Source organism: Rhizobacter sp. Root1238 (genome assembly GCF_001425825.1).
Lineage (GTDB): Bacteria > Pseudomonadota > Gammaproteobacteria > Burkholderiales > Burkholderiaceae_C > Rhizobacter.
Map to the genome: position 1 here is coordinate 101,892 of NZ_LMDM01000047.1, position 22,756 is coordinate 124,647.

General features: G+C 69.0%; 18 protein-coding genes. 6 read left to right on the forward strand and 12 right to left on the reverse strand.

Features of this window, described 5'->3' with window-relative positions:
- Positions 1 to 56 precede the first annotated feature (56 nt).
- From ASC98_RS30840 to ASC98_RS24545, 6 genes are all read right to left on the reverse strand, one after another.
- Entirely contained in the window at positions 57 to 296 is a 240-nt protein-coding gene (locus ASC98_RS30840; RefSeq protein WP_157598220.1) for a hypothetical protein, read from the reverse strand.
- 246 nt (positions 297 to 542) lie between these two features.
- Entirely contained in the window at positions 543 to 890 is a 348-nt protein-coding gene (locus ASC98_RS24525; RefSeq protein WP_056817009.1) for a DUF4148 domain-containing protein, read from the reverse strand.
- Positions 891 to 990: 100 nt separating this feature from the next.
- Positions 991 to 2,364, reverse strand: coding sequence for a heavy metal sensor histidine kinase (locus ASC98_RS24530; RefSeq protein WP_056817011.1), 1,374 nt, complete (start codon positions 2,362 to 2,364; stop codon positions 991 to 993).
- The gene (locus tag ASC98_RS24535; protein ID WP_056817014.1) at positions 2,361 to 3,047 is read right to left on the reverse strand and encodes a heavy metal response regulator transcription factor; all 687 of its coding nucleotides are present in this window, start codon (positions 3,045 to 3,047) and stop codon (positions 2,361 to 2,363) included. Before ASC98_RS24535 ends, ASC98_RS24530 begins: the two co-directional genes overlap by 4 nt.
- 133 nt (positions 3,048 to 3,180) lie before the next feature.
- The gene (locus ASC98_RS24540; protein WP_056817017.1) at positions 3,181 to 4,365 is read right to left on the reverse strand and encodes a DUF5666 domain-containing protein; all 1,185 of its coding nucleotides are present in this window, start codon (positions 4,363 to 4,365) and stop codon (positions 3,181 to 3,183) included.
- The gene (locus ASC98_RS24545; RefSeq protein WP_056817019.1) at positions 4,362 to 5,234 is read right to left on the reverse strand and encodes a DUF6502 family protein; all 873 of its coding nucleotides are present in this window, start codon (positions 5,232 to 5,234) and stop codon (positions 4,362 to 4,364) included. Before ASC98_RS24545 ends, ASC98_RS24540 begins: the two co-directional genes overlap by 4 nt.
- Before the next feature lie 134 nt (positions 5,235 to 5,368).
- Here ASC98_RS24545 and ASC98_RS24550 point away from each other — a divergent pair, with 134 nt between their 5' ends.
- The 3 genes from ASC98_RS24550 to mdoH all read left to right on the forward strand — a co-directional run bounded on the left by ASC98_RS24550 (position 5,369) and on the right by mdoH (position 10,685).
- Positions 5,369 to 6,658 carry a DUF4397 domain-containing protein gene (locus ASC98_RS24550; RefSeq protein ID WP_056817022.1) on the forward strand — a complete coding sequence of 430 codons (1,290 nt, stop codon included), beginning with the start codon at positions 5,369 to 5,371 and terminating at the stop codon, positions 6,656 to 6,658.
- A gap of 371 nt (positions 6,659 to 7,029) precedes the next feature.
- A complete protein-coding gene (locus tag ASC98_RS24555; protein ID WP_056817025.1) occupies positions 7,030 to 8,502 on the forward strand; it encodes a glucan biosynthesis protein G in 1,473 nt (490 codons plus the stop codon).
- Entirely contained in the window at positions 8,475 to 10,685 is a 2,211-nt protein-coding gene (gene mdoH, locus ASC98_RS24560) for a glucans biosynthesis glucosyltransferase MdoH (RefSeq protein ID WP_082542232.1), read from the forward strand. Before ASC98_RS24555 ends, mdoH begins: the two co-directional genes overlap by 28 nt.
- A gap of 135 nt (positions 10,686 to 10,820) precedes the next feature.
- Here the strand turns inward: mdoH and ASC98_RS24565 are convergent, their stop codons facing one another.
- Positions 10,821 to 11,807, reverse strand: a complete 987-nt coding sequence (locus tag ASC98_RS24565) for a GlxA family transcriptional regulator (protein ID WP_056817029.1) — start codon at positions 11,805 to 11,807, stop codon at positions 10,821 to 10,823.
- Positions 11,804 to 12,112, reverse strand: a complete 309-nt coding sequence (locus tag ASC98_RS24570; protein ID WP_056817033.1) for a DUF1272 domain-containing protein — start codon at positions 12,110 to 12,112, stop codon at positions 11,804 to 11,806. The genes ASC98_RS24565 and ASC98_RS24570 overlap by 4 nt, the downstream gene beginning before the upstream one ends.
- A gap of 167 nt (positions 12,113 to 12,279) precedes the next feature.
- On the opposite strand from ASC98_RS24570, the gene ASC98_RS24575 reads away from it, so the two are divergent.
- The gene (locus ASC98_RS24575; RefSeq protein ID WP_157598218.1) at positions 12,280 to 14,460 is read left to right on the forward strand and encodes a hypothetical protein; all 2,181 of its coding nucleotides are present in this window, start codon (positions 12,280 to 12,282) and stop codon (positions 14,458 to 14,460) included.
- Positions 14,461 to 14,493: 33 nt separating this feature from the next.
- Here the strand turns inward: ASC98_RS24575 and ASC98_RS24580 are convergent, their stop codons facing one another.
- From ASC98_RS24580 to ASC98_RS24595, 4 genes are all read right to left on the reverse strand, one after another.
- Positions 14,494 to 15,582, reverse strand: coding sequence for a M14 family metallopeptidase (locus tag ASC98_RS24580; protein WP_056817039.1), 1,089 nt, complete (start codon positions 15,580 to 15,582; stop codon positions 14,494 to 14,496).
- Complete coding sequence (locus tag ASC98_RS24585; protein ID WP_056817041.1) at positions 15,579 to 16,775, reverse strand: M20 aminoacylase family protein; 1,197 nt, start codon at positions 16,773 to 16,775, stop codon at positions 15,579 to 15,581. The genes ASC98_RS24580 and ASC98_RS24585 overlap by 4 nt, the downstream gene beginning before the upstream one ends.
- Positions 16,776 to 16,846: 71 nt before the next feature.
- Complete coding sequence (locus tag ASC98_RS24590; RefSeq protein ID WP_235581381.1) at positions 16,847 to 17,977, reverse strand: ABC transporter substrate-binding protein; 1,131 nt, start codon at positions 17,975 to 17,977, stop codon at positions 16,847 to 16,849.
- A gap of 141 nt (positions 17,978 to 18,118) precedes the next feature.
- Positions 18,119 to 19,246, reverse strand: coding sequence for an ABC transporter substrate-binding protein (locus ASC98_RS24595; RefSeq protein WP_056817046.1), 1,128 nt, complete (start codon positions 19,244 to 19,246; stop codon positions 18,119 to 18,121).
- Between the two features lie 134 nt (positions 19,247 to 19,380).
- Between ASC98_RS24595 and ASC98_RS24600 the strand changes: the two genes are divergently transcribed.
- Positions 19,381 to 21,429: a molybdopterin-dependent oxidoreductase gene (locus ASC98_RS24600; RefSeq protein WP_056817048.1), complete on the forward strand. Its 2,049-nt coding sequence runs from the start codon at positions 19,381 to 19,383 to the stop codon at positions 21,427 to 21,429.
- A gap of 129 nt (positions 21,430 to 21,558) precedes the next feature.
- Entirely contained in the window at positions 21,559 to 22,716 is a 1,158-nt protein-coding gene (locus ASC98_RS24605; protein ID WP_056817051.1) for an ABC transporter substrate-binding protein, read from the forward strand.
- The last annotated feature ends 40 nt before the right edge of the window (positions 22,717 to 22,756 follow it).

Consider the following 22,756-nt stretch of genomic DNA (forward strand, 5'->3'; position numbering starts at 1 on the left):
TCCATGTGTCACGGCAGGGTATGGCGCATGGCGCCACCCGACATCCCCAGCATTGTCTAGCGGCGCGCCAGTGTTGCTGCGTTGCTGCGATAGGTCAGCGCTGGGGTCGCCAGCCGGGTAACGTCCCGACCGTCTGTATTGGCGGAATAGATCTGACGTCCCTTGCCGACTTCCTCGGCCGCCCAGTTCAGAACCGTCAACGCTTCTTCGATGACGTCTGTGTTCTTCTTCAATCCCAGCCGCTCCTTGAGTGGTTCGAGAACGTTGTCTGGTATCTGAACTCTGATTTCAGCCATGGTGTTCCCCTTGTGAGTGTCGAGCACCTTGCTCGTGCCGTAAATGTGCCACTATTTTTGGATAAATGTTGGCGAATATTGGGGATGAATCGCCTTGTTTTTTGTCGGCCAGGGCCTACACGAACCTGCCGCTTCGCTTGCGCAAACGCCTCTTCGCGAAGCGTGGCGACGCCAACAACAAAGGGCTGGATGTTCATCCAGCCCTTTGTTCCTCGTTTGAAGGAGACCCCGCGAAGGCGGGGGTGCTCAGTTCGTCGTGCGCGACGAAGCGGCCTGCGCCGTCATCGCCTTGTCCTGCAGGCGGGCGAGCTCGGTGCGGTATTCCGCGCCGCTGCGCCATTGCTTGTACTGCGCCAGGCGGCTGGCGATGTCGGGGCGCGTCGGGTCGAAGCTCTCGCGGCCGGCGGCGGCTTCCAGGCCGGCGCGTTGCCACAGCGCCAGGTCGGCCTGCACTTCGGCGCGGGTCAGCGTCGACGGTGCGCTGTAGGCCTGGCTGACCGCCTTGTCGGCGTAGGTGTCGGTGTCGGCGTGCGCGGCTTGCGACAGCACGGTGAAGCCCAGGGCGGCGAGGCTCAGTGCGAGGGTGGCTTTCATGGTTCGGTACCTTTCACGAAGTGGTTGGGAGTGAAGGCATCGTAGAAAGCGGGACCGCACAGGACCCTGTCGCGCAGATGACGTTTTTGTCAGGCGCCGTTCATGTGGCCGTCAGCGTGAAACCGAAGGTGTTGCGCCCGGCCTGCGAGCGCGCGAACACCGAGCCGCGGTGCATCAGCGCGATCGCCTTGACGATCGCCAGGCCCAGCCCATGGTTGCCGCCCGGGTTGCGGCGCGCGCTGTCGACGCGGTAGAAGCGGTCGAACAGGTGCGTCAGGTGCTGGTCGTCGATCGGGCCGCCGGGGTTGCTGACGGCCACGCGGATCTGCTCGGGGGCGTCGAGCAGGCGCCCGACCTCGACGACGATCTCGTCGCCCGGCGTCGAATGCTCGATCGCGTTCTGCAGCAGGTTGCCGAGCGCGCGCCGCAGCAGCGCCGTCTCGACGCAGCCGCGCTCGTCGCCCTGCACGCGGATGCGCACGCCGCGTTCGTCGAGCAGTGCGTCGAGGTAGTCGGCCACCTTGTGCACCTCGTCGGCGATCGAGGTGTCGGCATGGCGCGACGCGGCCGCGCCCTGGTCGGCGCGCGCAAGGAACAGCATGTCGTTGACGATGCCCTTCAGCCGTTCCATCTCCTCCAGGTTGGAGCGCAGCACGTCCTCCAGCTCGTCGGCGCTGCGCTCGCGCGTCAGCATCACCTGCGTCTGGCCGATCAGGTTGGTGAGCGGCGTGCGCAGCTCGTGCGCCACGTCGGCGTTGAAGGCCTCCAGCTGCTGGTAGGCGGCCTGCAGCCGCGCCAGCGCGCCGTTGAACGACGCGGTCAGGTTGTCCAGCTCGGCCGGCATCGGCTGCAGCACCAGCCGCTGCTCCTGGTGGTTCGGGTCGAGCGCCTGCGCTTGCCGGCTCAGCCGGTCCAGCGGGCGCAGCCCGACGCGGGCGATGACGTAGCCAAGGCAGCCCACCGCCAGCACGCCGGCCAGGCCCAGCCCGATCAGCGCGAAGCGGAAGTCCTCCAGCGTCTGCAGGAAGCGCAGCGGGTCCTTGACCAGCACCAGCGTCACCGCGGGGCGGTCGCCGTCGGCCGGCAGGTGGCGGGACCAGGTCAGCAGCTTGCATGGGTGGCCGGGCTCGACCAGTTCGCCGTAGCCGCCGGCCATCGCCAGCGCCTCGATGTCGGCACGGCGCGGGCCGTAGCGGAAGGTCGGCACGTCGCTGACGACCCACAGCCGCACGTCGCTGCGCTCCATCTCGAGGGTGTTGAACTTCGGCGTGAGCCACAGCCGCCACTGCGATTCGTCCTGCACGCGCTGCACGATGGATTCGGCCCAGCCGGCGCGCAGCCGCATCTCGCCGCGCACCTGCTCCATCATCCCGCCGTTGAGCATGCGGTACAGCGCCCAGCCGCCGACCAGGAACACCACCGCGGCGCAGCCCGCGAACATCAGCGTGAGCCGCATCGACAGCCGGCGCGTCACGGCGAGGCCTCCGCGTCGCGCGCCTCGAGCACGTAGCCCATGCCGCGCATCGTGTGCAGCAGCTTGACCGGGTAGGGGCCGTCGAGCTTGGCGCGCAGCCGCTTCACCGCGACCTCGACGACGTTGGTGTTGCTGTCGAAGTGGATGTCCCACACCAGCTCGGAGATCTCGGTGCGCGACAGCACCTGGCCCGGCCGGCGCGCGAGCGTGGTCAGCAGCGAGAACTCCTTGGCGGTCAGGTCGATGCGGTCGCCGCCGCGCTGCACCTTGCGGCCCAGCAGGTCGAGCACCATGTCGCCGATCGTGATCGTGGTCGGCTCCTGTTGGCGGCTGCGGCGCGACAGCGCATGCAGCCGCGCGCTGAGTTCGAGGAACGAGAACGGCTTGACCAGGTAGTCGTCGGCGCCGTCCTGCAGGCCGCGCACCCGGTCTTCGATGCCGTCGCGCGCGGTCAGCATGATGATCGCCACCTGCTTCACGCGGCGCACGTCGCGCAGGATCTCGAAGCCGTCGATGCCGGGCAGCATCGCGTCGAGCACGATCACGTCGTGCCGGCCTTCGAGCGCCGCATGGCGGCCGTCGATGCCGTTGTGCTCGACGTCGACGACGTGGCCCTGCTCGGTCAGCCCGCGGCGCAGGTAGTCGGCCGTTTTCGGTTCGTCTTCGATGATCAGGACGCGCATTCCCGGGAGTTTAGTGACGCTGCCCGGGCCGGCGGCTGTCATGCAGATGACAAATCTGTCATCTGGCGCATCCCGGATGCCAATCCGGGATTCGTGCCGAGGGGACCCGGATTGGCATCCGGGCTACGGGGAATCAGGGCGCGGCGAACGTGACCTGCGTCGCGACGATCCGCGTGCCGTCGAGCGACGGCAGGCCGCTCACCGTGGCGAGCCGGCCGTTCGCCAGGTCGGCGGCCGCCCCACCGCTGAACGCGGTGCCGTCGTCGAACACCACCGGCGTGTTGCGGATGCGGAAGCTGCGCGTCACCGCGTCGAGCTCCTGCACCGCGCCGACCAGCGCGAAGCTGGCGATCGCCGGCACGCTGTCGTCGTGCACGATCACCCGCGCCGCCACCAGCGTGCCGGCCAGCGTGCTGCCCAGCACGCCGACGCGCGCGCCCAGCACGACCTTGGCCTCGTCGCCGTCGAAGTGCGCGGTGACGGCGTCCACCGCGATGCCGTTCACCTTGAAGCTGCGCGAACTGAGGATCTCGGTCACCGTGCCCTCGACCCGCGCCACCGGATGGTCGCCGAGCATCAGGTCGGCGGTGCGCACCGAGGTGGCGGCGAGCTGGCCGCTCTCGGCGAGCAGCCGCACGCTGAGGAAGTCGCCGATGTCAACCGGCGGCACCGCGCTGCCGGCCACGCCGCCGACGCCGATCACCTCGCTGCCCAGCGTCAGGCTGGGTGCCTGCGGGTCGCGCGCCGCGACCACGCCGCGGATCTTGAAGAACGTCGCATCGGGCAGCTGCTCGATCCGCGTCGCGGCGTACTGGCGCGTCAGCGGGTCGTACTGCGAATACACCTGCACCGTCATGCCCGGCACCAGCGCGCTGAAGCCGCCGGTCAGGCTGCCGTCGAACAGCGTGCGCGCGCCGACGATCACCGTCTGGCCGAGCACGGTGAAGCTGCCGGCGGCGGCGTCCACCGCGCCGACCGGCCCGACCAGGTCGCTGACGACGCGGATCACCTGTGCGGTGGAGGTGGCCTGCGCGGCACGGGTGTCGAGCGTGCCGCCCTCGACGATCACCGTCATGCCGAGCTTCAGCTGGTCTTTCGTCAGCAGCGCGCCCTGTTCGTCGCGGATCTCGGCACTGTCGTCGTCGAAGCGCACGTCGTTGACGAAGATCGAGCCGAGCCCGCTGATCGGGCCGGACGCGATGATGCCGGTGCCGCCGCTGTCGACACCGCCGCCGCAGCCGGTCAGGTGGGTGATCAGCAGCGCGGCGGCCAGGAGCCCTGCGGTCAGGCGGCGGCGGGTCGGTAAGCGGGTGTTCACGATGGGTCGGGCTCGTCGGGTGAAGAGGGTGCCGCCGCCGCGGGCGCTTCGGCATGGAAGGTGTACAGGCCGATGCGCACGCGGCGCGGCGGCGGGTCGCCGGCCTGGTGCGCGCGCTCGTCGGCGTCGATCATCTTGGTGAGCCGCGGCACCAGCGCGGCCATCAACCCGCGCCATTGCTCGGTGACCAGCCCGCGCAGCTGCGCGACCGACTCGGCCGACAGGCCGTCGGCGAACACCGCCTGCTCGAAGTGCGGCGGCTTCTCGCCGCTGCTGCCGGCCGCCAGGTTGGCCACCGCGGCCGACAGGTGGTCGCCGACGTTGTGGCCGACGAAACCGAGCAGCCGCGACTGGTCGGCGCTGGGCACGAAGGAATCGCGCTCCAGCGTCACGGTGTCGGTCACCGGGTCGAAGCTGGCGAGACCGAGCCGGCACAGCTCTTCGAGCAGGCTGCGCGGGTGCACGTCGCGCGTCACCGAGCGCGCCAGTTCCTCGAAGCTCTGCGCCTTGCCCTGGCGCGGCAGCGCCTTCGGGTGGCCGTCCTTGTCCTGCAGGCGCCGGTTGCCCATCCACTTGGTGAACACCTGCGTGGCCGGCGAACTGCGCGCCGGCGCCTCGGCCGGCGGCGTGTGCGTGATGCGCGTCACCTCGCGGCGCGTCAGGCCGGTGGTGGTGCTGATGCGGCTGACGTCGCGGCTCGCCTGCGCGCCCGAATGCGCCTCGCGTGCCGCCGCGACCAGCGCGCGCTTCATCGCCTCGGCCAGCAGCGGGAAGCCATGGCCGCGGTCGAGGCACAGCTGCGCCAGCGGCAGCAGCAGGCGCTCGAGCGCCTGCTGGAAGGCGGCTTCGGTATCGTCGGGTGTTGTCATGTTTTCAATGTGCAACATGCACATTTGATCACGCTTTTGCAATCCCCGATTTCCCGGGGCTTGTCACCGTGTGTCATGGAATCTACAGTGAATGTGCAAGTTGCACATTCATGAAATCCACTGGAAACGCTTCGATGAACAAGTTCTTCACCCGCCGGATCCTGGTTGCGATGCTGGCGGCGGCCGCCGTGCTGCCCGGCTGCGGCGGCGGCTCGGACGACGGCGGCGGCTCGCCCGGCCGCGTGCGGCTGGTCAACGCGACCACCGACTACACGGCGCTCGACTTCTACGCCAACGACGTGCTGCAGACGAAAGAGACCGCGTCGTTCGCGGTCGGCGCCTATTCGGAGATCGGCTCGGGCACGGTCGCGATGACGCTGAAGCGCAGCGGCTCCACGGCCGCGGCGGCCAGCGTGAGCCGCACCGTGGCGAGCGACGGCTACCACACGCTGGTGGCCTACAGCACCGAGACCTCGCTGCGCGCGATGTACATGAACGACGGCGAAGCGGCGCCGACGGCCGGCCAGGCGAAGCTGCGGGTGATGAACGGCGCGGTCGAGGCCGGCGCGCTCGACGTCTACGTGTTCCCGGTCGATGCCGCATTGGCCGACCAGAACCCGGGGTTCGGCATCGCCGTCGACACGCTGAGTGCGTACAAGGAGTTCGTGAAGGGCGCGTGGCGCGTCGTCGCGACCGGCGCCGGCAACAAGGCCGACGTGCGGCTGGACCTGCCGTCGGTGACGCTGGCCGACCAGCAGATCGCGACGCTGGTGCTGACGGCCACACCCGGCGGCGTGCTGGTGCACGGGCTGGTGCTGAACCAGCGCGCCGACGTGGTCGCGCAGAAGAACCCGTCGGCCCGCGTGCGCGTGGTGGCCGGCACGACGGCCAGCGGTGCGGTGTCGGTGAAGGCGAACGGCATCACGTTGTCGAACGGCATCGCGTCGCCGGCGATCGTGCCCTATGCGATGGTGCCGGCCGGTGCGGTGACCGGCGAACTGCGGGTGAACGGCGGCGCCGCCCTCGCGCTGCCGGCCTTCACCGCGCCGCCCGGCGCCGACGTGACGCTGCTGGTGCTGGGCACGCCGGCCGCGCCGACCGCCTTCGTGCTGCAGGACAACAACAAGCCGGCCGCCGCCACCAGCGCGAAGGTGAGGCTGGTGCACGGCGTCAACGGGCTGGCCGGCAACGTGACGCTGACGGCCGACTACGGCCTGGTCGCCAGCGACATCCCGTTCGGCCAGGCCTCGGTCGGCGCGAGCCTGGTGGTCGGCAACTCGATCCGGCTGGAGGCGACCTCGCCGGCCGCGGTGTCCCGGCTGTACCTGAACGGCGAGGCCAACCTGCAGGCGACCAAGGTCTACACGGTGTTCATGCTCGGCGACGCCGCGACGCCGCTCGGCACGCTGGTGCGCGACCGCTGATGCCGGCTGTCGCTGTCCGGTGACAGGCAAAAAGTCCTGGCGCGACAAGGACTTGGCGAGGCTGCTCCGGACCGCTGTCGCTGCGCGGCGACAAAACGACCGGTCCGGAGCTCTGTTTTGGCGTCAGATACGGAGAAACCCTCCGTTACGCGTGGCAAGTCGTTGATATCAAACGACTTTTCTTGCTGGCACAGGCGTTGCGCTGTCATGGCATCGCGGCCGTTTTCGACGGCCTTGTTTTGCCAGACAGGAACCACGTTTTGCTCGCTGCCCCCGGTCACACCGCGTTCACCGCTCCCGCCATTCGCCGATCCGCGACATGGATCCGCGCGCTGGTTTCGCTCAGCCTCGCTGGCCTCGCCGGCCAGGCGATGGCATTCGGCTTCGACGACGTGGCCGAGCGCGCCCGCCAGATGGCCACCCGCGCTTACACGCCGGTCACGGTCAAGCTGCCCGACGAACTGAAGAACCTCGACTACGACCAGTACCGCGACATCCGCTTCAACCCGCAGAAGGCGCTGTGGCGGCGCGAGAACCTGCCGTTCGAGCTGGCCTTCTTCCACCTCGGCAAGTTCCAGACCCAGCCGGTGTCGATCAACGAGATCGCGCCCGACGGCCGCGTCAACCACGTCGCCTTCGACCGCGCGGACTTCGACTACGGCAAGAACAAGCTGACGCAGAAGGGCTGGGGCGACCTCGGCTTCGCCGGCTTCCGCGTGCACTACGCGCTGAACAACCCGGCCTACAAGGACGAGCTGGTGGTTTTCCTCGGCGCGAGCTACCTGCGCGCGCTCGGCAAGGGCCAGCACTACGGCATGTCGGCGCGCGGGTTGGGCATCGACACCGTCGGCGGCAGCGGGGAGGAGTTCCCGCGCTTCAGCGAATTCTGGATCGAGCGCCCGGCGCCGCAGGCGACCACGCTGGTGATCCACGCGCTGCTCGATTCGCCGCGCGCGACCGGCGCCTACCGCATCACGCTGCGTCCTGGCGAGGAAACCGCGATCGACGTGCAGGCCCGCCTGTTCCTGCGCGCCGGCGTCGCGACGCTGGGCCTCACGCCGCTGACCAGCATGTTCGCGCACGGCGAGAACCAGCCGAAGGCCGGAGACTTCCGCCCCGAGGTGCACGATTCCGACGGCCTGATGGTCGCGACCGGCGACGGCAAGGGCGGCGGCGAATGGCTGTGGCGCCCGCTGGTCAACCCGAACCGCACGCTGGTGACCTCGTTCTCGATGGCCGAGCTGAAGGGCTTCGGGCTGATGCAGCGCGACCGCGCGTACACCAGCTACGAAGACACCGAGGCGCAGTACGAGCACCGCCCGAGCGTCTGGGTCACGCCGCAAGGCAGCTGGGGCCCGGGCCGCGTCGAACTGCTGCAGCTGCACACGCCGGACGAGACCGACGACAACGTCGTCGCCTACTGGGTGCCCGCCAGCGTGCCGGCACCCGGCCAGCCGATCGACTTCGCCTACCGCATGCAATGGCAGGGCGAGCGCCAGCAGCGCCCGCCGGCCGGCTGGACGGTGCAGACCCGCCGCGGCCACGGCTTCGTCGACCGCAGCAAGGCGCTCGACCCGCGCGAGGTGCAGTACGTCGTCGACTTCGACGGCCCGGCGCTGCGCGCGCTGCCCGCCGATGCGGCGGTGAAGGCCGTCGTCACCGCCGGCAGCAACGCCCAGATCGTCGAACGCAACGCCTATCGCAACCCCGCGACCGGCACCTGGCGCATGACCGTGCGCGTCAACCGCCTCCAGCTCGCGCAACCCGCCGAGCTGCGAGCCTTTCTCCAAACCGGCGACAACGCCTTGACCGAAACATGGACCACGATCATTCAACCCGAGTGAGCGCCGACCGATCCGCACCGGGCGCCAGCATGCCGCGCATGAACCGCGGCTCGATGGTGGCTCAGCCGTGGCGTGGTTTCACGCGCAGCCTGGGCGAGTTGCTCATCGGCACGCTGGCCGGCCTGGGCCGCCTGGTGCAGCCCGGCGCGCGCGGCGTGCCGGTCACGCCGGCCCCGGCGCCCGCCGCTTGGGAAAACGCCGCGAAGGCGCGCCGCCGCGTGCTGCTGGGACTGGTCGCGCTGTCGGCCGCCGGTGCCACCGCGCTGCTGGCCACCGTGCTGCCGCCGCATGACAGCGCCTGGCTGCGCAACCTGCAGATCGGCCTGTACGCGCTGCTGTTCGCGTGGGTGTCGGCCGGCTTCTTCACCGCGATGATGGGCTTCTGGGTGCTGTGGCGCGGCGATCGGCATGCGATGTCGGCATCGTCGGTCGGCAACGAGCCGATCCACAAGAGCGCCCGCACCGCGATCATCATGCCGATCTGCAACGAGCAGGTGTCGACCGTGTTCGCCGGCCTGCGCGCCACCGTCGAATCGCTGGCGGCCACCGGCGCGTCCAGCCTGTTCGACGTCTACGTGCTGTCGGACACCAACGACCCCGAAATCCGTGCCGCCGAGCTGGCCGCCTGGGCCGAGCTGCGCGCCGAGAGCGGGCTGGCCGAGCGCATCTACTACCGCTGGCGCACCATCCGCACCAAGCGCAAGGCCGGCAACGTCGCCGACTTCTGCCGCCGTTTCGGCAAGGACTACCGCTACATGGTGGTGCTGGATGCCGACAGCGTGATGAGCGGCGACTGCCTGGTGAAGCTGGTGCGGCTGATGGAAGCCAACCCGAACGCCGGCATCCTGCAGACCGCGCCGCAAGCCTGCGGCCTGGACACCGTGCATGCGCGCTCGCAGCAGTTCGCGGGCCGCGTCGCGGGCCGGCTGTTCACCGCCGGCATGCAGTACTGGCAGCTGGGCGAATCGCACTACTGGGGCCACAACGCGATCATCCGCGTCGAGCCATTCATGAAGCATTGCGGCCTCGCGCCGCTGAAGGGCCGCGGCGGCCTGAGCGGCGAGATCCTGTCGCACGACTTCGTCGAAGCCGCGCTGATGCGCCGTGCCGGCTACCACGTGTGGCTGGTGCACGACCTGCACGGCAGCTACGAGCAACAGCCGCCCAACCTGCTCGAAGAGCTGCAGCGCGACCGCCGCTGGTGCCAGGGCAATCTGCAGAACGCCCGCCTGATCGCCGAGCCCGGCCTGCACGGCGTGCACCGCGCGATGCTGCTGACCGGCGCGCTGGCCTACCTGTCGGCCCCGCTGTGGCTGGCCTTCGTGCTGCTCGGCGCGGGGCTGTGGATGTTCGGCGGCCATCCGGTGTTCGGGTCGGCGCGCGAGCTGCCGGTCGAGATGGCGCTGCTGTGGCTGGCCACGGCGGTGATGCTGGCGATGCCGCGCGTGATGGGCGTGGCCGCGATCGTGATGACCGGGCAGCAGCGCCGCTATGGCGGTATCGCCGCGCTGATCAAGGGTGCCGTGCTGGAAGGCGGGCTCTCGGTGCTGCAGGCGCCGGTGCGGATGATGGCGCACACGCTGTTCGTGGTGGTCGCGCTGACCGGGCTGAAGCTGGACTGGAAGTCGCCCCCGCGCGAAGCGAGCGACATCGGCTGGGCGGATGCGGCGCGCCGCTTCATGTTCATCAGCGGTGGCGTGGCGCTGCTGTCGGCGCTGGTGCTGTGGGTGCAGCCGCAAGCCACGCTGTGGCTGGCGCCGATGGGCCTGCCGCTGCTGCTGGCGGTGCCGCTGGTGGTGCTGACGAGCCGCTCCGGGCTGGGCCAGCGCCTGCTGGCCAACAAGCTGCTGCTGACGCCGGAAGAGCATTCGGCTCCGACGGTGCTGCGCCGTGCATGGGCGCATGCGCGCCGCGCGGCGCCGATGCGCCAGTTCCGCGATGCATTGAACGACCCGTGGCTGTTCGACGTGGTGCGCAGTGCGATGGGTCCGCGCAACACCAGCTGGGGCAGCCGCGGCAAGGCGCGCCGCCTGCTGATGAAGGGCCTGCTGGCCCATCACGACACCGAGCGCCTGAGCAAGGCCGACCGGATGCGGCTGCTGAGCGAACCGCAGACGATCGTGCGGCTGCGCGATCAGCTGGCGGCCAATGCCAGCCTGGTGCGCACTGAACGCAGGGCGTGATGACGACCCCTCGGCCGCCGGGTACGTCGGCCGATCCCCCGAGGGGATGCGGGCCGGCTTGGGGCGGCCCGGCGCTCGGCCCGCTGCTCGTCGCGTAGCCCGGGTGACATCCCGGGTCCCGGATTGGCCTCCGGGCTATGAAAGGGTTCGCGCGGTGCGTGGGGTGCCTTCGAGGTGCCGCCCCCACGCGCGGCGCAGTTGCAGGTCCGACGCGAACCCCGCGTGCTCCGCGGCCCGCGTGACGCTCGCGCCGCCCGACAAGGCCTGGCGCGCCCGCTCCAGGCGGATCTTCTCCACATAGGTCATCGGCGACACCGCCGCGTGCTCGGCGAACAGCCGCAGCAGGTGGCGCGTCGTCACGTGCGCCGCATCGGCGAGCGACGCGAGTGTCCAGTCGTCGCCGGGCCGCTCGCACACCGCGTCCTGCGCGCGGTGCAGCGCCGGGTGGATGTGGTGCCGGTGCGCCAGCAGCGGCGACAGCTCGGGGTCGTTCGGTGTGCGGCGCAGGTACACGACCAGGTCCTTCGCGACCCGCGCCGCCAGCGCATCGCCGCAGGCCAGTGCGATCAGGTGCAGCGCGAGGTCGATGCCGGCCGTCACGCCGGCGCTGGTGGCGAGCGCGCCGTCGAGCACGAACACGCGGTTGTCGACCACCTGCGCTTCGGGCGCCAGGCGGCGCAGCATCTCGATGAACGCGTGGTGCGTGGTGCAACGCCGCCCGCCGAGCAGGCCGGCCCGCGCGAGCAGCAGCGTGCCGGTGCAGACGCCGACGAGGCGATGGTCGTCGCCTGATTCCAGCAGCGGACCGATGTCGCGGCGCAGCCAGTCGATCGTGTCCAGCGTGGCCGCATCGGGCCGGCCGAGCGCCGCGGCGGGCTGGCCGACCACCATCAGCCAGGTCGGCGCATCGAACCGGACGGGCAGCGCCTCGAGCCCCGCCACCTGCAGCCCGACCGAGCTCGCGGCCTGCGCCTGCGGACCGACGAAGCGCAGCCGGAAGCGTTCCGGCCGGCCCTGATCCGAGAGGTGCGCGTCGGCCAGGCGAAACGCCTCGGCCGGCCCGGCGACATCGAGCAGCAGCGTGCGCGGCGGCACGACGATCGCGACGTCGACGCGGTTCATCGCTGCTCGGGTGGCACGCCGCGCAGGCGCTCGCGCAACGCGGCTTGCGTGGCGGCGTCGACCGGGCGGTGCTTCGCCGCCGTCTCGGCGGGATAGCGGGCCAGGTGGTTGCCGCCTTTCCAGTCGTTCACCGGCCGCACCGGGCGCGGCACGAAGCCACCGCCGCAATTCGGGCAGACATTGCCGAGCACGCTGTCGACGCAGTGCGCGCAGAAGGTGCATTCGAAGCTGCAGATGCGCGCATCGATCGATTCCGGCGGAAGCGCGGTGTTGCAGTGTTCGCAGGTGGGGCGGAGCTGGAGCATGGCGGGCGTGGCTGATGAAGGTACCGAACCATAGATGATCGAGCGCAATTCCGTCGAGACGATTTCGGACCCTCGTCGATCAGTTCAGGACAAGGAACGTTTTCGGCCATCGCGTTACTCAGTCTGCAACATGGACTCTTGAGGTCGTTCTCACGATGCACGGAAACTTGCCTCTGCTGAAGCGCAGCCAGGATGCGCCGCCCACGGGGTCGACGAATGTCGGGCAGCTCGAGGCGAAGCTCAACACATGGGGCGCGCATCCCACCGAGCACACGCTGGCGTGTCATGCCGAATTCCTGAGCGCCGTCGTCGAAGGGCAGCCGGTCGTCTGCAAGGCATTTCCGAAGGGGCGCGCTGTCGACGTGGACGGCTTGGTGGATGTCGCGGAGCAGCTCGAGGCCTCCCATCCGGAAGCGGCCTTGAAGATCATTGCCCTGGTGCTGTTGGCTTGCCCCGCATCGCGGCCGGGCCTTGAGCGGTGTCTCGTTGAAAAGGGCACCGCCCTGCTTGGCGACGGCAAGGTTCACATCGAACGCGAACTCGGTCACCAGCTTCACGACCATGTGGCCGTCGACGGCCATTTCGAGGTGATTGATGCCGGGCTGGTGAAGCAGTTTCTCCACGCGCTCGAAGAGAAGCTGCCGGCGGTCTGCAAGCCGGTGGCACAGATCGAACTGCGCTCCGAGACACTGATGAAGGTCGTTGACAACCTCGGGCTGTGCCTTGAACCCGGTGATGATGACGGCGGCATGTCACCCGCAGAGGCGGCTGAGCGGCTGACCAAGGCGTTCAGGGCGGGCGTCGAGTTGGATCACCGGGAAGCGGCGGAAAATTGCCTGTTCTGGCTCAACAGCGGTCCTCCCGAAGCTGGTGACGCGCACCTCGCGGATTGCCGCGCGTTCCAACGCGAAGCATCGGGGTTTGCCGCCGTCGACCGTGCGCGCGTGGCGATGGAAAGCAGTGGCTGGGAGTTGTCCACTCCGCCGGGTGGGTGGCAGTGGCAACTCACCTTGCGGGCCCCTGCGGCCTGCCTCGAGACTGTTGTCGACTACGCAGCCGTCTGCATGCAACGGCCGCAGCTGTTGCCGCCTGGGCAAATGAAAGCCGTGTGCACCTTCCTTCAAGGTTGCGGGCTGGATGTCGTCGACCAGTGGCAACGGTTCATGCGCTCACCATGGGACAGCGATGGCCTGCCTGCACTGCTGGACCAGATCGATGGAGATCTGCAACGCGCTGCCGACTCGGGGCGCTGTTGGTCGGCACACCGGCTGACACCGCTCAGGCGCTTTGTCTGCGAGCAAGCGGCGCAGGCAGGATGTTCTCCGCAACTGGAGGCGCGGCTGTTCGGCATGTGGTGCCGCCTGGTACGGTTGCCACAAGAAGACTTCGTGGTCGACGTCGCGCAGGAAGCGCGTGCGTGGTCTGGTCGCCGGCTCGAGTGCCGAAACCTGCTGAAGGAGCTCTGCGGGCCGTACGACGCCTTCGTGTCAGGGCTGCTGTGGAACCTGATGGATCGCATCTCCTTTTCGGCAGCGGCCTTGGTGGCCCAGCGGGCGCCGCGCAACAGGTCGTGGATGCCGAGCCCGCTGCGAATTCCCGTGCTGGCGGCGCTTCTGCATGACGAATGGTCTGCAAACCCCGGCATGGACATGCAGGCCGCAGTGCGGTTGCTGGTTCGCTGTTTGCCTGAAGGCCATGAGTCGGCGCAGAGCTTCGCAACCATTCTGGCGCCCGTGCTGTCGCAATGTCCTCGAGACACGATGGAGGCTTTGCTGCATGGCCTGGCACCGGAGCTGAACGTGCCGGACTTCGCGGTTCCTGCGGATGCCACTGACGCTGCATGGAGCGCAGGCTTGTTGCCGGACTTCGCAGGCGATCTTCGAGAGCCGCCTGCGCAGGCCGAGGTCGACAGTCAGTTGGACATCAGCGGTGCCGAGACGCACTTTCAGTCCAAGCTGCCGTTGGGCCCGGACCGGCGGTTCGAACTGATGGCCGTGGCACTGGTGTCGTTGATGGCAAAAGGACACGACGAATGGAGCCAGCACTGTGTGACGGGCTTCATCCAGCTTGCAGATGACGTGAGCGGCTGGTATCCCGACACCGACTACGCGCGGCTGCTCAAGGCTGCCATCGTGATGGAAGTTGTCGACTGCTGCGGGACGGGTGCAATGCGCCAGGGACTTTGCCAGCTTGTGGTCGATCTGCTGAACGAGTTCAAGAGCATGCCCACGCCCATGACGCCCGTGCAAGGCCTCGATGTCGTCAGGTTCTCGCACGGCAACGGCACCTGGGCCCGCGACCTCAAACAGCGGGTGCGCGCTGCGGCATCGACATTGAACCAGGGCTGAGCCGTGCGACGGGCGGCGGTTTGCCCCCGCCGCTCAGCCGTGCAACCCCCGCACCGCGGCCCCCGCCGCATCGAGCGCCTGCTCCCACACCTGCTGCTTCCACTGCGGCGTGTCGATGTAGAACGCATCGCGGGTCTGCCGCTTGATCTGCGCCTGCTGGTCGGCCGGCGCCTCGGGGTGGTTCTCGACCCACTGGTCGGCCCGCAACGCCTCGATCATCTGCATGATCGGCAGCGTGCCGTACTCGAGTGCGATGCCGGTGTACTCGGCCTGCGGGCATTCGTCGTAGGCTGCGCTCCACATCAGTCCGGTCAGCATCGCCGAGCTGGAGCTGCCGTCGTAGATCGAGGTCACGCCGTCGCCCCACCAGGCGCGGGCGCGGGCCAGCGCGGACGCATCGTCGCGGCACGCGAAGATGCGCTCGCCGACGCCCATCGGCCCGAGCCCGGTGTGCAGGTCGATCCAGCCGAGCTTCGCCGCCCGCTGTCCGTGCTGCTGCAGCACGTGGCGCAGCGTCACCTGGCTCCAGGTGGGGTTGCGCCCGCCGTAGAACAGGCCTTCGGGGTGCTCGTACTGCCCGCCGGACACGGCGGCCTGCAGCGCCTCCATGCCGCGCTGCTGCACGAACTGGCCGATGCGCATCATCACCTCGGGCGACGGTGGCCAGGTCGGCGGCACCAGCAGCCCGGCCAGCTCGTCGTAGCCGGGATTGGCCGGCAGCGGCCGGCTGAAGTCGTGGAAGTTGCGGTTCAGGTCGACGTTCTCGTGCGTCGTGCGGCGCCACCACGAGAAGCCGTACGGGTTCAACGCATGGAGGTACAGCACCGCCACGCCGGCCGCGTGTGCCGACGCGCGCCATGCCGCATCGCCCAGCAGCCCCACCTGGATGCCGGAACCGCAGAAGCCTTCGACGCCGTGGCAGGCGCTGCTGACGATCAGCAGCTTCGCAGCATCGGCCGGGCCGTCGCGTACCACGTCCATCGCGAGCGTCTCGCCGTCGCGGCCGAGCAGCGGGTGCACGTGGGTCTCGACGTCGAGCTCGGCCGCCTCGGCGGCCGCCAGGAACTTGCCGCGCGCTTCGGCATAGCTCTGGGCAAACAGCGCGTCGATGGCGGCGGTCATGTCTTCGCGAGCCATTGTTCGGCCAGGCGCACCCACAGCGTTGCGCCGAGCGGGATCAGGTCGTCGTTGAAGTCGTAGCTCGGGTTGTGCAGCATGCACGGGCCCATGCCGTGGCCGCCGATGCGGTGGCTCCCATCGCCGTTGCCGATCAGGAAATAGCAGCCCGGCTTCTCGAGCAGGAAGTAGCTGAAGTCCTCGGCGCCCATCGTCGGCTCGAACTCCTGCACGTTGTCGGGCCCGACCACGTCGGCCATCACGCTGCGCACGAACTCGGTCTCGGCCGGGTGGTTGATGGTCGGCGGGTAGTTGCGGGTGAATTCGAACTCGCAGCCGGCATCGAACGCGGCGCACAGGTTCTCGGCCACCTCCTTCATGCGCTTCTCGATCAGGTCGAGCACCTCGAGCGTGAAGGTGCGCACCGTGCCCTGGATCTCGACGCTGTCGGGCACCACGTTGGTGGCCTCGCCGGCATGGATCATCGTCACCGAGATCACGCCGGCGTCGATCGGCCGCTTGTTGCGCGTGATGATGGTCTGGAAGCCCTGCACCAGCTGGCAGGCGATCGGCACCGGGTCGATGCCGTTGTGCGGCATCGCGGCATGCGAACCCTTGCCGCGGATCACGATGCGGAATTCGTTGCTCGACGCGAAGCACGGGCCGCTCTTCAGCGCGAACTGGCCGACCTGCATGCCGGGCCAGTTGTGCGCGCCGAACACCGCTTCCATCGGGAACTTGTCGAAGATGCCGTCCTTGATCATCTCGCGCGCGCCGCCGCCGCCCTCTTCGGCAGGCTGGAAGATCAGGTAGACGGTGCCGTCGAAATTCCGGTTCTTCGACAGGTGCTTCGCGGCGGCCAGCAGCATCGCGGTGTGGCCGTCGTGGCCGCAGGCGTGCATCTTGCCGGCGTGGGTGCTGGCGTGCGCGAAGGTGTTCTTCTCGGTCATCGGCAGCGCGTCGATGTCGGCGCGCAGGCCGACGGCACGATCGCTCGTGCCCGCGGTGCCCTTGACGATGCCGACGACACCGGTGGTGCCGAGGCCGCGGTGGATCGGAATGCCCCAGTCGGTGAGCGCCTTCGCGATCACGTCCGCGGTGCGCGTTTCCTCGAAGCAGAGTTCGGGATGGGCGTGGATGTCACGTCGGATCGCCGTGACGGCCGCGGCATCGGCCAGGATGGATTCGATCAACTGCATGGAAACGCTCCAGCTCGTGCGAAGCGATCCAGTTTACTCGGGGCCCTTCTCCTACGAGGCCACCCCGGGACTCAGTGCCGCACCTTGCCTTCGGCCGTCAGGATCGTCATGTCGACGTACTTCGAGCCGGCATGCGAGCGGTCGTTGAAGTCGATGAAGAAGCCGCCGAGGTTCAGCTCGGGCATGTTCTCGAGCGCCGTCACCAGCGTCTCCGGCGTCGCGTTGCCGCCGGCCGCGCGCAGGCCTTCGATGATGGTGCGCGCGGCGACGAAGCCTTCGATGCCGCCATAGTTGGGTTCGAACTTCGCGCCCAGCGCCTTTCCGGCCGAGAGGTAGTCGGCCGAGATCGGCACCGTCGCGCTGAACGGCAGCGGCATCACCTGGCTGATCGCGACGCCGCGGGCGTCCTGGCCGAGTTCGGCAGCCAGCGCCTGCGTGCCGACGAACGACACGTTGTAGAAGCTGCCGAGGAAGCCCTGCTTGCGGGCTTCGCGAATGAATGCGGCGCACGACTTGTACGCGCTGATCAGCACGATCGCGTCGGGCCTGTCGGCCAGGATCTTGCCGACGCCGGCCTCCACGGCCACCGTGTTGCGCTCGACCGTGCCGAGGCCGACCGCGGCCAGGTTGTGCGCCTTCAGCGCCGCCGTCATGCCGTCGAGGCCGGCCTTGCCGTAGCTGTCGTTCTGGTAGAAGACGCCGATGCGCTTCATGCCGATCGACGTGATCTGCTTGACGATCTCGGCGGTCTCGTCGTTGTACGACGCCCGCACGTGGAAGGCCATCCGGTTGAACGGCGCGCGCAGCACCTCGGCGCCGCTGAACGGCGCAAAGAACGGCGTGCGCGCCGCGGTCGCCAGCGGCAGCGCGGCCACCGAGGTCGGCGTGCCGATGTAGCCGAACAGCGCGAACACGTCGTCCTTCAGCAGCTTCTGGGTGTTCTCGGCGCAGCGGTCCGGCTCGTAGCCGTCATCGACGCTGCGCAGTTCGATCGTGCGGCCATTGATGCCGCCGCGCGCGTTGACGCGTTCGAACGCGAGCAGTGCGCCTTCCTTGAAGCGCTCGCCCAGCGCGCTGGCCGGGCCCGAGAACGCGGCCGACTGGCCGAGCACGATCTTGGTGGAGGCGGCAGTCGCCAGCTTCGGGAAGGCCAGGGCAACCGGTGACGCAGCACCCAGGCTCAGAAATTGACGACGCTTCACAACAACTCCAGACAAAACGATATGAACAAAAGCTCGGCGCCCAGCGCCCGAGCCCATCAAGCAGCCGCCGTGGAACCGGCTTCGCCGGGCCACTGGCGGCGCCCCCTCGAGGGGGAGGCGCGCAGCGCCTTCGGGGGAGGGCTATCTCCTGACTTTGCCGTCTTCGGTCAGCATTGAGACGTCGACGAAGCTCGACGCGACGTGGTCCTTCGCGCCGAACGACACATTGAAGCCGCCGAAGTTCGCGCCCTGGATCGTCTCCAGCCCGGCGATCAGCGCCTCGCGCGACGGTGCGCGGCCGGCACGCTTCAGGCCCTCGGCGAACACCTTCGCCGCCAGGTAGCCTTCCATGCTCGAGTAGTTGGGGGTCGCGTCGCCGCCGGCCTTCGCGACGGCATCCAGGTACTCGCGCGAGATCGGTGTCGTGGTCGAGAACGGGAACGGCATCACCTGGCTGATCATCACGCCGCGGCCTTCCTTGCCGAGCTCGTCGGCCAGGGCCTGCGTGCCGACGAACGACACGTTGTAGAACGTGCCGCCGTAGCCGGCCTTGCGGGCTTCGCGGATGAACGCGGCGCACGACTTGTACGCGCTGATCATCACCACCGCATCGGGCAGCTTCGCGACGATGTCCTTCACCGACTGGCTCACCGCGACGGTGTTGCGCTCGACGGTGCCCAGCGCCACCGGCGCGAGGTTCAGCGGCTTCAGCGCGCGCGTCACGCCTTCGAGGCCGGCCTTGCCGTAGGCGTCGTTCTGGTAGAACACCGCGATCTTGTTCAGGCCCAGCTGGGTCAGGTTCTTCACGATCAGCGCGGTCTCGTCGTAGTACGACGCCCGCACGTGGAAGACCGACTTGCTGAACGGCTCGCGCAGCGCCTCGGCGCCGGTGAACGGCCCGAAGAACGGCGTCTTGCTCTCGTTGACCAGCGGCAGCGCGGCCAGCGAGGTCGGCGTGCCGACGTAGCCGAACAGCGCGAACACGTCGTCCTTGATGAAACGGTCGGTGTTGGCCTTGCAACGGTCCGGCTCGTAGCCGTCGTCCAGCGTCTTCAGCTCGATGGTGTGGCCGTTGACGCCACCGGCGGCATTGAAGGCATCGAAGAACACCCGCGCGCCGCGGTTCATCTGGATGCCCAGCTGGGCGGCCGGGCCGGTGAAGGCGGCCGACTGGCCCAGCACGAGCCGACGGTCACTTTGAGCCAGCGCAGGCAACGCCAGCACGGCGCTGCCGGCGGCAACGCTTTTCAGAAGATCACGACGTTTCATGGGGCAAGTTCCGTTGACAAATGTGTTGCAGCTTGTTACGACTCAGCGGGCCGTTTGCTGGGGCGTAAGGATATCCGTCCATATCGGTACAAAGCGCGTGGTTCCTGACCGAGCGGGCACATACATCCGGAAGCATGTGCAATAGTGCCGCGATGAGTTCACGAACTGTTGCGGCGGCGTGCCCGCATGACTGTCCAGACACCTGTGCCATTCGCGTGACCGTGGAGAACGGTCGCGCCATTCGCATACAGGGCGACCCCGATCACCCGACCACGCACGGTGCGTTGTGCACCAAGGTGTCGCGCTACACCGAACGAACCTACAGCCCGGATCGCGTGCTGCACCCGCTGAAGCGGGTCGGCCCGAAAGGCAGCGGGCAGTTCGAGCGCGTCAGCTGGGACGAGGCGTTGGCCGACATCGCCGCGCGCCTGGGCGAGATCGCGTCGCGCGCGCCCGAGGCCGTCGTGCCGTACAGCTACGCCGGCACGATGGGCCTGCTGCAAGGCGAGAGCATGGCCGGGCGCTTCTTCCACCAGCTCGGCGCCTCGCTGCTCGACCGCACGATCTGCGCCTCGGCCGGCGCCGAGGCGCTGATGGCGACCTACGGCGGCAAGGTCGGCATGCACGTCGAGCATTTCGCCGAGAGCCGCCTGATCGTGATCTGGGGCAGCAATTCGATCGCGTCGAACCTGCATTTCTGGACCTTCGCGAACGCGGCCAGGCGCAACGGCGCGAAGCTCGTCTGCATCGACCCGCGCAAGACCGAGACGGCCGACAAGTGCCACCAGCACATCGCGCTGCTGCCCGGCACCGACGGTGCGCTCGCGCTCGGGCTGATGCGCGAGCTGGTCGTCAACGACTGGCTGGACCACGACTACATCGAACGCCACACCGAAGGCTGGGCCGCCCTGCGCGAGCGCGCGATGGCCTGGACGCCGGAGCGCACCGCCGAGACCTGCGGCATCGGCGCCGACGAGGTGCGCGGCCTGGCGCGCGACTACGGCACGACGAAGCCGGCCGCGATCCGCCTGAACTACGGCATGCAGCGGGTGCGCGGCGGCGGCAACGCGGTGCGGCTGGTGGCGATCCTGCCGTGTCTGACCGGCGCATGGCGGCACCGCGCGGGCGGGCTGCTGCTGTCGGCATCGGGCTGGTTCCATCCCGACAAGGCCGCGCTGCAGCGGCCCGGGCTGCTGGACGGCCGGCGCCCGCGCACCATCAACATGAGCACCATCGGCGACGACCTGCTGCGCGAGAGCTCGGCCGCGTTCGGCCCGAAGATCGAGGCGCTGGTGGTCTACAACAGCAACCCGGTCGCGGTGGCGCCCGAGTCGCCGAAGGTCGTGAAGGGCTTCCGGCGCGACGACCTGTTCACCGTGGTGCTCGAGCATTTCATGACCGACACCGCCGACCATGCCGACTACGTGCTGCCGGCCACCACGCAGCTGGAGCACCTCGACGTGCACACCAGCTACGGCCACACCTACGTGCTGATCAACGAGGCGGCGATCGCACCGGTCGGCGAGGCGAAGCCGAACACGCAGATCTTCCGCGAGCTTGCCGCGCGCATGGGCTTCGATGCGCCGTGCTTCAGCGACAGCGACGAGGTGCTCGCACGCCAGGCCTTCCGCCACGACGTCGTCGACTTCGACGAACTGCGCGAGAAGCACTGGGTGAAGTTGGCGATCGCGGAGGCACCGTTCGCCGAGGGCGGCTTCCCGACCGCGAGCGGCCGCTGCACGATCGACGCGCCCGGCTGGGGCGTGCCCGATCACGTGCCGAACTACGAATCGGCCCACTCGGCGCCCGAGCTCGCGCGGCGCTACCCGCTGGCGATGATCTCGCCGCCGGCGCGCAACTTCCTGAACTCCAGCTTCGTCAACGTGCAGAGCCTGCGCGACATCGAGGGCGAGCCGGTGCTGGAGATCCATGCGGACGACGCGCAAGCGCGCGGCATCGCCGGCGGCGAGCTGGTGCGGGTCTTCAACGATCGCGGCGAGTACTGGTGCAAGGCGGTGGTCAGCCAGCGCGCTCGCCCCGGCGTCGTCAACGGCCTGGGCATCTGGTGGCGCAAGCTCGGCGCGCGCGGCACCAACGTCAACGAACTGACCCACCAGGGCCTGACCGACCTCGGGCGCGCGCCCAGCTTCTACGACTGCCTGGTCGAAGTGTCGCGCGGATGATGCAGGCCGGCCGCCGGGCCGGTGACGGGCTTCACGTTTTCCCGCGATGTCATCGGCGGTGTCGCGGCCGGGACAGGTGGATGACGACGCCACCCCGAGAGTGACTGCTTTTCGCCTGGAGTCGTAGCGATGAAGCGTCGGTCGTTCTTGCGTTCGTGTGTAACAGGTGTGGCGGCGGCGAGCGGCGCCGGCTGGGTTCATGTCTCGCGTGCGGCCGACGATGGACTGAGCGCAAGCCATGTCACGCTCGGCAGTTCGGCGGCGCTCAGCGGCATCCTGGCCGGCTCGGGCCGCGACCAGAACGCCGGCATCTCGGCGGCCATCGGCACGATCAACAAGGCCGGCGGCATCCACGGCCGCGAACTGCGCCTGCTGATGAAGGACGACGGCTACGTGCCGGCGCGCACCGTCGAGAACGTCAAGCAGATGATCGAGGGCAACACCGCGTTCGCGCTGATCTCGTGCATCGGCACCGCGAACAACGCGGCCATCATCCCGGCGATCGAGCAGGCCGGCGTGCCGTACGTCGGGCCGATCACCGGGGCGTCGTCGCTGCGCCAGGCGGGCCAGCGCAACGTCTTCCACGTGCGTGCAAGCTACACCGACGAGGTGACGCGCGTGACGCAGCAGCTGGTGGCGATGGGCCTGAAGGACATCGCGCTGGTCTACCTCGACAACCCGTTCGGCAAGGAGGTCGCGAAGGACGCGACCGCCGCGCTGCAGGCGGCCGGGCTGCAGGCGGTGACGACCGTGCCGGCGGCGGTCGACGGCTCCAACGCGGCGCAGGTCGTCGAGCAGCTGCTCGCGGCCAAGCCCAACGTGGTGTTCTTCGGCACGACGGGCACGACCAGCACGGCGCTGATGCTGCAGATGCGCGCGCGCATGGCCGGGCTGCCGCTGGTCGGGCTGTCGGTGTCGGTGATCTCGTCGGAGCTGGCCAAGCTGGGCGCCGCGTCGCAGGGCATCGCGCTGTCGCAGGTGTTTCCGGATGCGACGTCGGCGAAGCTCGAATCGGTGCGCGCCTACCAGGCGGCGATGCGGGCGATCGGCCGCGAGGAATTCGGTGCCAGCAGCTTCGAGGGCTATGTCAACGCGATGGTGGTGGCCGAGGGGCTGCGCCGCGCCGGCCGCGACGTGACGCGCGACAAGCTGCGCCAGGCGTTGACCGGGCTGAAGCAGCTGAACCTGGGCGAGCTGTCGCTCGGCTTCGGCGGTGCGGCGCCGTACGTGGCGTCGCGCTACGTCAGCCTCGCGGTGCTCGGGGCCAACGGGCGCCGGGTGAGCTGAGCCTGGGTGGGATCCCCTTCGGGGGATCGTCATGCCACTA